The organism is Streptomyces sp. NPDC033221 (assembly GCF_055577005.1).
In genome coordinates this window covers 45,609-58,326 of sequence record NZ_JBVIQN010000025.1, presented here as the reverse complement: position 1 = coordinate 58,326, position 12,718 = coordinate 45,609, and the positions used below count along the sequence as shown (strand labels likewise).

General features: G+C 72.1%; 6 protein-coding genes. 1 reads left to right on the top strand and 5 read right to left on the bottom strand.

What is annotated here, in order from left to right:
• Positions 1 to 221: 221 nt before the first annotated feature.
• From ACZ53K_RS28150 to ACZ53K_RS28130, 5 genes are all read right to left on the bottom strand, one after another.
• Entirely contained in the window at positions 222 to 1,385 is a 1,164-nt protein-coding gene (locus ACZ53K_RS28150) for an FAD-dependent oxidoreductase (protein WP_468841723.1), read from the bottom strand.
• 99 nt (positions 1,386 to 1,484) lie between these two features.
• Entirely contained in the window at positions 1,485 to 2,099 is a 615-nt protein-coding gene (locus ACZ53K_RS28145; RefSeq protein ID WP_468841721.1) for a hypothetical protein, read from the bottom strand.
• A 113-nt stretch (positions 2,100 to 2,212) separates the two neighbouring features.
• Positions 2,213 to 3,019 carry a methyltransferase domain-containing protein gene (locus ACZ53K_RS28140; protein ID WP_468841719.1) on the bottom strand — a complete coding sequence of 269 codons (807 nt, stop codon included), beginning with the start codon at positions 3,017 to 3,019 and terminating at the stop codon, positions 2,213 to 2,215.
• Positions 3,020 to 3,036: 17 nt separating this feature from the next.
• Positions 3,037 to 3,273 carry an IPT/TIG domain-containing protein gene (locus tag ACZ53K_RS28135; RefSeq protein ID WP_468841850.1) on the bottom strand — a complete coding sequence of 79 codons (237 nt, stop codon included), beginning with the start codon at positions 3,271 to 3,273 and terminating at the stop codon, positions 3,037 to 3,039.
• 21 nt (positions 3,274 to 3,294) lie between these two features.
• Positions 3,295 to 3,735, bottom strand: a complete 441-nt coding sequence (locus ACZ53K_RS28130; RefSeq protein WP_468841717.1) for a lipase family protein — start codon at positions 3,733 to 3,735, stop codon at positions 3,295 to 3,297.
• 989 nt (positions 3,736 to 4,724) lie between these two features.
• Here ACZ53K_RS28130 and ACZ53K_RS28125 point away from each other — a divergent pair.
• A complete protein-coding gene (locus tag ACZ53K_RS28125; protein WP_468841715.1) occupies positions 4,725 to 12,611 on the top strand; it encodes a beta-ketoacyl synthase N-terminal-like domain-containing protein in 7,887 nt (2,628 codons plus the stop codon).
• The last annotated feature ends 107 nt before the right edge of the window (positions 12,612 to 12,718 follow it).

Genomic DNA, 12,718 nt, shown 5'->3' with positions numbered 1-12,718 from the left:
AGCTTCCGGACCGGCCCAGGACGGAGACCCGTACAGTCACCTCCCCCATGAGGGGGGAGGGGCCCTCTTCCTCAACTGCCTGGCCGGCCCGGTACCTGACGAGACGCACACATGACACTGGCTACCGCGTCAACCCCCGAAGGACTTCGGCAGCCGACCACTTAGGGAGCCTCTCACCCCGGCCCGTTGAGCGGTTCGCACAGCAGTTGCGCGATTGCGATTCAGATACGGATGGAGCGCATGTCGGTGTCCCAATGCAGCTGCTGGATCAGAGAGTCGTCGCCAGGACGCTGCGGGGCTGGGCCGGGGCCCGTGCGTGACGGCATGTGGGTACCGCGTGAAATCTGGCCGCTGACGGTGATGTTGTGCTCCACGCGCGGGCGACGGCACGCCTCGTAGAGGGAAAGCGCGCCCTCCATGTCGGGCGCGTCCCGCAGGGACTTGGCCAGAATGACGGCGTCCTCCAGAGCCATCGAGGCGCCTTGGCCCGTCGCAGGCGACGCCGCGTGCGCCGCATCGCCGATGAGCAGCGTCCGCCCCGAGCGCCAGGGGGTGCCGGGCGGAAGCTCCGTCGCGTTGGTGGCCATGATGACGTCGGGGGAGGCCGCGACGATGTCCGCGGCGGGGGTGGCGTCTTCGCTCAGCAGCTCGACGAGTTCCGCACGCCGGCGCGCGGCGGCGGCCTCCGCGAAACCCTCGGCAGGGATGGCTTCGGCGACGACGCGGGCGAACCAGTACGTCTCCCTGTCCGGCGACACCGCGTAGCCGAAGGCGGCTTTGCTGCCGCGCACCATGGTGATGTGCCCGGTGTCCTCGGCCACCGGGGCGCTGCGGCTGTATCCGTAGAAGACGCGCTGCCCCGCGTACACGGGCTCCACGCCGGGGGCGATCGACCGCCGGACGGTCGAGTTCAAGCCGTCCGCGCCGATGAGCAGATCACCGGTGACGACATCGCCGTCCGCGAAACGCGCGGTCACCTGCTCCGGGCCGTCCTCGATGGACACCGACCGTGTCCCGTGCGACAGCCTGATGCCCCGGCGGACCGTCTCGGCCTGCAGAGCGGCGTTCAACTCGCCACGGCGCAGACACCGGAACCGCAGAAGCGCGTCGTCGGCCTCTCCCATCGGCGCGTGGGCCACCTCGCCGCCCCGGTCGTCGAGCAGCCGCAGCGAGCGCAGCGGAAAGCCGATCGAGGTGACCGCGTCCGAGGCGTCGAGCTGCGCCAAGGCGCGCATACCGTTGCTCGCCAAGGTCAGGAACGCCCCGATGTCCTCGGCCGTGTCGGGGTGCGCCTCGTGCACCGTGACGTCGAACCCCGCCTTGTGCAGGGCCAGTGCGGTCGCCGTGCCGGCGATCCCGCCACCGATGACCAGTATGCGATTCACGTTCCACTCCGCTCTTCTGTACGCGTTCCGTCCTGCGTGCAGTCAATGATGGGCCCGGCCTCGCCCGTTGGGGGCGGGGCCGGGCCGGGACGGTCCCGATCAGGCGGTCGCGTTCACGATTCTGATCCCGTTCTGCCCCGTGGTGCCGCCGTTGCAGGGCACGACGGTGCCGTCAGGGAAGCGGTAGTGATCCACGAAGGACGCGTCAACGCTGACGTCCCCCCAGGTCATGTGCGCCGGCAGATCCGCCGTGGCACGCAGGCGCAGCTCGTACGTCACGGTCTTGCCGGCCTTCAGGACGCCGTCGGTCACAAAGCCGCCGGACGCGTTCCTGTCCACCGGAATCCACTTGCCGGTCTGAGCCGACTTGTACTCGAACCGTATGAACGTGCCCAGTACCGGAGTTTCGTCCTCCACCTGCCGCCAGGCGAGTACGGAGACGTCGAGCGTCGACACGTCCTGGTCGCTGATGTTGGTCACCGACGCCCGGAACGACCGCCAGCCTCCGCCCCGTACGACGGGACCGTCCGCGTCGGTCTGCACGAGCTTGATGGTCTTCTGCTCGTAATCGCCGTACGCGGTGGAGACGTCGGTGCAGCTGGGCAGGTTCTCCTGGGCTCCTTCGGCGGCGTAGGCGGTGGGGGCTGCCAGCAGGGCGGCCGGCGCCAAGGCGGTAACGGCGACGGCTGTGGCCATGGTCCGGTGAAACTTCATCGGTTCCTCTTCCATACGGGCGTGCGAGGGCGCCAATTCACGCTCGTGTGACCGGTGAGCCGGACGAATGGTTGTGTTCGAGTGAGTTGCCGGTGGGAGGGGTGCCGGCCCTGTCAGACGGTCGGCTTCCGCCCCCATGCGGAGATCATCGGGGCCATGCCCAGGTCCAGGTCGCCCGCGGCGATATTGGCGAGATGAGTGTCGATCTCCGCCCGCGTCGCACGGCCGCCGGCCACCAGCTGATCGCTGACCTGTCGCACCGTGGCCGCCTCCAGGGCCGCACACGCCGGGCCCGTAACGGGGAAGTACCCGTCGGCCTGGACGTCGGTCAGGCCGCACTCGCGCAGCAGACGCGGCAGACGGCGACCGTAGGAAAGGTCCGCGCCGCGTTCGGCGAGGAGTTCCCGGAAGCTGTGGCGGAGCTTGTTGGCCAGGCGCTGCCGAGGTCCGGATTCGTCGGGGCAACTGAGCGGCTGGAGCGCCGGATCGGCGTCCTCCAGCAGGAGCCACCCACCGGGGCGCAGGGAGTTCGTCATCGTATGCAGGGCACGGCCGCGGTCGGCGACGTGGACGAGGACCAGGCGGGCATGGACGAGATCGAAGAGGCCGGCCGGCGGCTCGTCGACGGCGATGTCATGGCGGCGGATCTCGACCTGCGGCCCGGCCGCGGCCGCCGTCCACGACGTGTCGATGTCCGTGGCCAGCACGTACCCGGTGGGGCCGACGCGTTCGGAGAGACCGCGGACCACCGACGGCCCGCCGGCCCCCACCTCCCAGCAACGCGAGCCCGCCGTGACCCCGAGGTCGTCGAGGTGGCGGAAGGTGGAGGCGTCGAAGAGGGCGGCCAGCGCGTCGAAGCGCTCGCCCGCCTCGGGCTGCCGGTTGTCCAGGAGATAGCCGTTCGCGGCGCGTTCGTCCATGCGCCGAACATGCCCGGTCAGTCCGTGTACGTGAACGCATCGGCCGGACCGGTCGGTGAGGTGGCCACGCCGACCGTCACGGTGATGCCGACCGTGTCCGGGCCCAGGAGCGCCCGGCGTGGCGCCGTCGCCGTGAGCCGGGTCGGGGACGTGACGCAGACTCCGCTCGCGGCATGGTCCCTGAACCGAACGGTGGCGCCGTCGACGTACCCCGAGCCGTCGACGGTGACCTGGGTGCCGTCGCTTCCGCTGATGGGGGAGACCGCGCACCGGGTTCATCGGGCAGGTGCCCGCGGGCTGGGCTGCTGGACGTAGACGTTCTGCTTCTTGAGCAGGTCGATCTCCGGCAGCAGAATCTTCACGTCCGCGTTCGCCACCGGGCCCGTGGCCGGCGGATACCACGACGTGGCCGCGGGCAGGTCGCACCAGGCGAGCGGCACCATGTCGAAGTCCTTGACATAGCGCTGGTTCATGCTCAGCGGCAGGGAGTCGAGGTGATCGACGAAGTTCTGGGGGCCGGCGGTGGGGGCGGCGAAGGTGAGGAGCGCGAACTGCGGCGCGTTCGGCCGGCGTTGTGCCAGGAGGCACGGGTCCGGCATCGTCGCGATGCAACCGCCGAGGCTGTGGCCGGTCACGTGGACCGTCGGCCGGGGTGAGGAGAACGCGGACGTCAGGAGCTCGGCCAGGGCCTGGGAGAGGGTCGTGCCCGAGGCCACGGTGACGTGCGACCGGCCGGGAGGTCCTCCATGATGTCGGTCGGATTGCCGATCGCGCCGCGGACGGCCACGGCGAACTGGTTCGAACCGTCGAGGTGCCGGGCGAGGTACACGAGGTTCGCGTTGTCCGGGCTCAGCGCCAGCCACACCGGTTGCCAGGTGCCCCCGGTGGCGAGCGAGGCGTCGCCCAGTTGCGCGGTGATGCCGGAGAGGGCGCGCTGGGCCTGGTCGGCAGGGAGGGGGCATCATGTGTGCTCCTTACGGGGGCGACGTTGGCCATTGCGTGTGGCGCCGCTGTGGCAGCCCCGTGCGGGCGCCGCCGGCCCTCTCGTTGTCACCTGGCGCGCTGACCCTCTTCATCCCGATTCGCGATACGGCTGTCCGAGCCTTCGCGGCTCGTTCGAAGCTCCGGAATTCAGGCTGCCGGCGGAACGGGAGCGGTAATGGGCGAGGAACGGGCGAAGGCCGGGCGGGGAACGGGCGAAGAATGCGCGAGAAGGTCAGCTGATGGTGGACCGGTCGCGCGCCTTTCGAAGGGAATCGAGGCCGCCGGAGAAACACCTCCAGCAGGCGGCTGCCGCGCTGCCCGACTGCGCGTAACCCACATGGACTATCGGTCGTTTGCCACCGGGATAAGGCTTTGTCGGGTCTTCGCGGTCGAAGGAGGGCTCCTCTATGCGTTGGCGCCTCCGCCTCCGCCTGCCCGGATCCGCTGAGCTTCAGCGGGAGTGTGCAGGCGGTCATGCCGCCGGAAGGCGCTGGGCGGTACGGCATCCATGGCGCGGCGTGCCGGCCCCGCGAGGTGGCAGCCCGGAGAACCGGAAGGCGGGTGCCCTGCCCGGACGCTGAACGTACGACTCCGCCTCGACCGGGTCGTTCGTGCGGCGCACCCGTGAAGCGACGGCCCGAGGCGGTCCAACGATGTGCCCGAGGCTGCCGCCGAGCCCACCGGCGGCCTGCCGTCCGTCTCCGAAGAAAGCAGCTCGTACATGCAAGAACACATGGCCGCGGCCCCGGACCGGGCGGTCGCGGTGGTCGGCGCGGCCTGCCGCCTGCCAGGCGGCATCAACAGCCTCGACGGGCTCTGGACAGCGCTGGAAGAGGGCCGTGACGCGGTCGGCGAGGTGCCGGCGGACCGCTTCGAGGCCCGCCGCTTCGTCGACACCTCGATGCCGCGTCCCGCGAAGAGCTATACGGCGGCGGGCGGCTACCTCGACGACATCGCCGGATTCGACGCCGGTTATTTCGGCATCGCGCCGAAAGAGGCGTCTCGCATGGACCCCCAGCACCGGCTGCTGCTGGAGCTGGCCGTGGAAGCATTGGACGACGCGGGTATCGCCCCCGAACGCGTCGCGGGCTCGGACACCGCCGTGTTCGTCGGGGTGTCCGACGCCTCGTACGGCGGCCTGCAGATGATGATGCCGGACGCCGTCAACGCCTACACCATGTCGGGCGGCGCCTCGTCGATCGCCGCCAACCGGCTGTCCCACTTCTTCGACCTGCGCGGCCCGAGCATGGCGGTGGACACCGCCTGTTCCTCGTCGCTGGTGGCGCTGGACCGCGCCTGCCGCACCCTGCTCGACGGCACCAGCCGCGCCGTGCTGTCCGCCGGCGTCAACGTGCTGCTCAGCCCGTACCACTACGTGGGCTTCTGCCAGGCGTCGATGCTGTCGCCGACCGGCCGGTGCGCGGCGTTCTCCGCCGGCGCCGACGGATTCGTACGGGCGGAGGGCGGCGGCCTCGTGGTCCTCAAGCGGCTCGCCGACGCGGTGGCCGACGGCGACCGCGTCCACGGCGTCATCCTGGGCAGCGCGTCCAACAGCGACGGGCGGACCATGGGCCTGGCACTGCCCAGTGCCGAGGCACAGGAAGACCTGCTGCGCTCGGTGTACGAGGAGGCGGGCGTCGGGCCCGACGAACTGGTCTACCTGGAGGCACACGGCACCGGCACGCTCGTCGGCGACCCGCTGGAGTGCCGGGCCATCGGCGGCGCCCTGGGCCGGCACCGCAGCACGGGCGTGCTGCCGATCGGCTCGGTCAAGTCCAACATCGGGCACCTGGAGCCCGCTTCGGGCATGGCGGGCCTGCTCAAGGCGCTGCTCGTACTGCGCCACCGGACGGTCCCGGTGACGCTGCACGCCGACCCGCCCAACCCGGACATCGACTTCGAGGCACTCAACCTCGCCCCCGCCACCCGGCCGGTGGCGCTGGGCGCCGTCGAGCGGCCCGTCGTGGGCGTGAACTCCTTCGGCTTCGGCGGTGCCAACGCCCATGTCATCCTGACCGCGGCCCCGGCCGGGCCACCGGACGAGTGCCACTCCGGGGCCGACTCCGACGACGTTCACTCCGACGACGTTCACCCCGTGATCGTCTCGGCCCGCACCGAGCCCGCGCTGGCCGAGGCGGCGAACCGGCTGGCCGACCGCCTGGCGGCCGCGTCGCCGCAGGAGTTCTACGACATCGCGTACACCACGTGCCTGCGGCGGGGGAAGCACCCGCATCGTGCGGCCGTCCTGGGCGATGCTCGAACCGCGGCCGCCGAACTGCGCCGCTTCGCAGGGCAGGCGATGCCGCCCGCCGGGAAGCCGGCCGCCGCTCACGTACCGGCGCAGTCCACCGCCCCGGTTCAGCCCACCATCCCCGCGCAATCCGCCGTCCCGGCACGGTCCGCCGGTCAGGAGCCCGCCCCCCTCGTCGGCACCACCCCGCAGGCCGTCGCCCACGGGCGGGTCGCATTCGTCTTCTCCGGAAACGGCTCGCAATGGGCGGGCATGGGAGCCGACCTGCTGGCCCACAGCGCGGTGTTCAGGGCAGCGGTCGAGGCCGTCGACGCGGCACTCGCGCCACGGCTGGGCTGGTCCGTCGCCGGCGAACTGACCGTTCCCGAGGAGCGGTCCCGCCTGGCGCTCACCGAAATCGCGCAGCCGCTGCTGTTCGCCGTACAGGTCGGCGTGGTGCGCGTGCTGGCGGAGCAGGGCGTCGTCCCGCACACCGTGCTGGGCCACAGCGTGGGCGAGGTCACCGCCGCGTACGTCGCCGGTGCGCTGGACCTCGCCCAGGCGGCCCAGGTGATCGCCGAGCGCAGCCGTACCCAGGCCGCCACCGCCCACACGGGCCGGATGGCCGCCGTCGTCCTGCCGGCCCGTAAGGCGGAGAAGGAGCTGGCCGCATACCCGGGGCTGGAGCCGGCGGCGGTCAACAGCGGCCGCGACGTGACCGTCGCCGGGCCGCGGGACCAGCTCGGCCGCTTCGTCGACGCGATGACCGCGCAAGGAGTGGTGTGCCGGGACCTCGGCCTGCACTACGCCTTCCACAGCGCCGCGATGGACCCGATCCGCGAACCGCTGAGCCGTGGCCTGGCCGGCCTGCGCCCCGGCGCGGCGCACCTCGACATGATCTCGACCGTCACCGGCGGACCGGCCGACGGCACCGAACTGGACGCCGACCACTGGTGGCGCAACGTCCGCGAACCGGTCCGGTTCGCCGCTGCCGTGGAGCACGCCCTGGACGCTGGTACGGACGTGTTCGTGGAGGTCGGCCCCCACCCGGTGCTGGCCTCCTACTTGCGCCGGATCGCCCACACCAGGCCGCGCACCCCGGTGGCGGTGACCGCCTCGCTGCGCCGCGGCACCGACGGCCGCGCGGCCCTGCACCGTACGGTGACCACGCTCATGGCGCAGGGCGCCCGCCTGGACTGGGGTCGCCACTTTCCCCGTCAGGGCCGCGTCGTGCGGCTTCCGGCGTACCCGTGGCAGCGCGAGAAGCACTGGAACGGCACTCCGCAGACCTGGCTGCGCACCAGCGGCTCGGGGCTCCTGGACCACCCGCTGCTGGGGGAGCGGCTGCCCTCACCCCTGCCGACCTGGCAGGGCGCCGTCGAACCCGCGCTGGCACCCTGGCTGGCCGACCACAAACTGGCAGGCTCGGTCGTCGTCCCGGCGACCGCCTACGTGGAGATGGCGCTGGCCGCCGGGCGCCTGGTCCTGGGCGGCCCGGCCGAGGTGGACTGCCTGGAGATCACCCGCCCTCTGGTGGTGCCCTGGGCGGACGCCGGCAGCGTACGCGTACAACTCGCCCTGACACCGGACGACGGAACGGTACGCATCACCAGCACCGACGCACAGACCCGCCAGCCGCGCCCCCACGTGCGCGCGCGGGTGCGGGCCCTCCTCGGGCAGCCCCCCGCCGACGTGGACCTCACCGGCATCCGCGCCCGTTGCCCGAGGGTCGTCGGCGGCGCGGAACACTACGCGGCGGTGGGCGAAGCGGGCTTGCAGTACGGCCCGTCGTTTCAGGTACTGCGCGAACTGCATGTCGGGGACGGTGAGGTGCTGGCGGCCTACCGGCACGACACGCCCGGCGAGGAGTACACGGTCCACCCGGCCCTGCTGGACGGCGCACTGCAGGCCGGGGCGCCGCTGATCGCCCGAGCGGTGGCCGACGGCAGCGTGTACCTGCCGGCCGCCATCGGCACCGCCCGCGTCTGGCGTGCGCCCGCCGCGTCCGGCTGGGTGCACGCGCGCCGCCGCTCGCTGTCGGCCGTCGAGGCGTGCTGGGACATCACGGTCACCGACGAGGAAGGCGCGGTCAGCGTCACCCTGGACCAGTGCCGGCTCCGCCGCCTGGCAGGCGCCCAACGCACCCCGCTGACCACACATCACACGGTGCTGCGGGCCCGGCCGAACGGCGCGGAGACACCGGCGGACGGGCCGACAGCGACGCCCACGGCATTGGTGACCGCTGCCGCCGGGCGCATCGCGGCCCTGCGCGCCGACTGGCACTCACAGCCGTACGAACGGTTCGCGGAGTCCTTCAAGAAGGCGAGCGCCCACCAGCACGCGGCTGCCATCGCCTCGCTGCTATCCGACGCCCCCGACGACGCCACCGCCACCTTCGGCATTCCCGATCTGGTCGCGGCGGGCATGCCGGCGCGGCGGGTGCCCTACCTCGACATGATGCTCCCCGAGCTGGAGCGCCACGGTCTGCTGGAACGTTCCCGGACGGACCGGTACCGCCTGACCCGCACCGGGACAGCCGACGGGCCGGACGTGATCGACAGGATCGACGGGACGGAACCGCTGCGTCGCCTGCTCCTGGACTTCCCGCAGTTCTCCGTGGAAAGCCGGCTTGCCGCCAGCGGCCTGCAGGGCCTTCTCCCGCAGGGCGACCGGGACACCGGGGAACCCTTGGCCATCGATGGCAGTCACGCTCTCGCCGAGGTCGAGCAGCTGTACGACACCGCCGTCACCGGCCGCTTCCACAACAGGATCGCCCAGGCGCTCCTGCGGGAACTGGTCCGGTCATGGCCGGCCGACCGGCCGCTGCGCGTCCTGGAGGTGGGCGCCGGCACCGGAGGCACCTCGGCGGCGCTGCTGCCCCTGCTCCCGCCCGAGCGCACCCAGTACGTCTGCACCGACATCGCGGTGGCCTTCCTGGCCCGCGCCGAGCGCCGCTTCGCCGCGTACGACTTCGTGTCGTACCGCCCCTTCGACCTCGACACCGCACCGGCCGAACAGGGCCTGCCCGAGGCGGGCTTCGACCTGGTGGTGGCCGCCAACGCCCTCCACACGGCCAAGGACCTGAACACCGCGATCCGCCACGTGGCTTCCCTACTGGCACCCGGGGGGCTGCTGCTCGCGGTCGAGAGTCACGATCCGCACATGATCGCGCCGTTCTTCGGCACGCTGGACAGCTTCTGGGACCGTCGCGACCACGAGCAGCGACCGGAGTCCCTGCTGCTGCCCGGGGACCGGTGGCCCGACCTGCTGGAGCGAAACGGGTTCACCGACATCGTACGCACCGGCGACGACGTGCCACCGTGCCGCGACGACTTCTCGGTCCTGCTCGCCGCCGCTCCGCGGCGAGCCGCCGAAGCCCGGCCGCTGCCCGCCGCCCCACCGGGAAGCCGCTGGATCCTCGCGGCGGAAACCACCGGTGAACTCCCGCTGGCGCACGAGATCGCCGCGCTGATCGGGTCGGCCCGAGACGAACGAGCCCGGGGTGAACGGCCCCAGGGCGAAATGTCCCAGGCCGGCACGGACCGCGACGACGCGCCGCACGAAACCGCGGTCCAGGTGTGCGTGGCGGGCCCGGACCCCGCGGCCTGGGCAGCGAAACTCCACAAGACAGGAGGCCATGAAGGCCATGAAGGCCACGAAGGACAAGGCGGCGGCCACCTCTGCATCATCCTCGGCGACGAGAACCCCACCGACCCCGGCGAAGTGGTGGCGCTCGCCACCCGGCGCGCGGCCGCCATGCGAGGCGTAGCGAAGGTTTGTGCGAAGCTCGGCGACGAAGCGACGGCGTCGCTGACCCTGGTCACCCGGCCCAGCGGCGTACTACCGCCGCCCGAAAGGCCCCTCGCCGTGCAGGACGCGGCCGTTTGGGGCGTGGCGCGGAGCCTGAGCAACGAGGAGCCGCGGCTGACGGTCCGCGTCATCTCGCTGGACCGTACCGGCGTCGCCGCCGTCGACGCCGCCCGTGTCGCCCGCGAACTTCTGGTGGAGGACGAGGAGGGCGAAACCGTCATCACGGCCTGCGGGGGCAGATTCGTACCCCGTGAAGTACCACTGCCTCCCGCGACATTGATGGCGACGCGTACCGACACCCACCCCCACCCCCACACCAGCACGTCGGCCGGCTACACCCTGGAAGTACGCTCACCCGGCCTGTCCTACGACCTCGCCTGGGTGGAGAACTCCCCGCCCGTGGCAGGCCCCGGCCAAGTGGCCCTCGCTGTCAGGGCCGCCGCACTGAACTACCGCGACATGATGCAGGCGGTCGGGCTGCTGCCGCCGGAAGCGATCGAAGGCACTTGCACCGAAGCCGGGCTCGGTCTGGAATGCGCCGGAGTCGTCACCGCCGTCGGCCCCGATGTCCGCGGCTTCCGGCCCGGTGACCGGGTCTACGGCCTCGCGCCCGCCTCCCTCGCCTCCCACACCCTCACCTCCGAACACGCCCTCGGGCACCTCCCCGACGGCATGGGCTTCGCCGAGGCGGCGACCCTGCCCGTCGTCTTCGCCACCGTGCACTACAGCCTCGGACACCTGGCGAGGCTCCAGGCAGGAGAATCCGTTCTGGTGCACGGCGGAGCGGGCGGCATCGGCCTGGCCACCCTCCAGTACGCCCAACGGTGCGGCGCCCGGGTGATCGCCACCGCGGGCACCCCCGCGAAACGGGAACTCCTGCGCCACCTGCGGGCCGACCACGTCCTCGACTCACGCAGCCTGGAGTTCGCCCCCCGGGTCATGGACCTCACCGGCGGCCGGGGAGTCGATGTCGTCGTCAACTCCCTCGCCGGCGAAGCGATCACCCGCAGTCTGGAACTCCTGCGCCCCGGCGGTCGTTTCATCGAACTGGGAAAGCGGGACATCTACGAGAACAATCCGCTGCTGCTGCGCCCCTTCCGCAACAACATCGCCTTCTTCGGCGTCGACCTCACCACCCTCGCCTTCGACCCCGACCGCGGCGCGGCACTGTACGCGGAGGTCGTCGAACGGGTACGGGACGGGGCCTACCGCCCGCTGCCGTACAGCGTGTATCCCGACGCGCGGGTGGCCGAGGCGTTCCATCTGATGCAGCACTCCCGCCACGTCGGCAAGGTCGTCGTGGCCTTCGACCCGCTCGACGAAGATGTCAGGGCCGAGAGGCGGATGGCGGCGCCCGAGTTCGACCCGCACGGCGCCTATCTCGTCACCGGCGGCCTGAGCGGCTTCGGCGCCGCGACGGCCGGCTGGCTGGCCGACCGGGGCGTACGGCGACTGGCCCTGGTCGGCCGCCGCGGCCGGCAGACCCCCGGAGCCGCCGACCTGCTGGCCGGCTTCGCCGCGCGCGGCGTCCAGGCCACCGCCCACGCCGCAGACACGTCGGACCCGGCAGCCATGCGGCGCATCGTGGACGGCATCGAAGCCGGCGGCCATCCGCTGCGCGGCATCGTGCACTGTGCGATGTCCCTGGAGGACGACCTGCTGACCGGGCTCAGCGACGAGCGGTTCGCCGCGGCACTGGCCCCCAAGGCCGGCGGTGTCCTGGTGCTCGACCAGCTGGCCGACGAACGCGACGTCGAAACGTTCCTGACGTACTCCTCGGGAACGACGCTCCTCGGCAACATCCGGCAGGCCAACTACGTGGCGGCCAACCTCATCACGGAGGCCCTGGTACGCCGTCGCCGACGGGCCGGGAAGGCCGGGCAGGCGATCGCCTGGGGCGCCATCGGCGAAACCGGGTACGTCGCCCGCAACGACCTGACCCAGGCCCTCGCCTCCGTCGGCATGGAACCCCTCGCACCGCACGAAGCCTTCGCCGCGGCGGACCGGCTGGCCGGTCACGGCGGCGCCGAAGTGGCAGGCGTCGGACGCTACAACTGGGCACGCCTGCGCGGACTGCTGCCGACACTCGGCAGCCCGCGGCTCTCCCTCCTCCTGCCCGAGCGCATGGACGGCGCGGACCGTACCCGGGAGGAGATCCTCCAGGCGCTGGCGGCCATGCCCCCGGAGGACGCGGTACGCGCCATCGCCGAGAACCTGGCACACCTGCTCGCGGGCGTCCTGCACATGGACGAGCAGGACCTCGACCACGACCGGCGGCTCGACGAGTACGGACTGGACTCCCTGATGCTCGCCGAGATGCTGGTGTCACTGCGCCGGCGGTTCGACATCGAGATCCCCCCGCTCGAACTGCTGCGCAGCGGCGGCACCATCACCGATGTCGCCCACCTCGTACTCCTACGCCTCGGCCTGGGCACCGGCTCGTCGACGACCGGCTCGCCGGCCACTGGCTCGCCGGCCACCGGTTCCGGTGATTGGCCGACTGCCGCGGGAGAGACCGGCGGCCAGGGGGCGGCATCCGACCGGACGACGATGGAGCCGAGGCCCTGACACCCTGACAGCGGCGCACGCGTACCGGCTCACCGTCAGCCGGTACGCGCTTCGCCTTCGGGCGCGAGATCCGGCGCGACGGCGAGAGGCTTCTCGGCGGAGCAAGC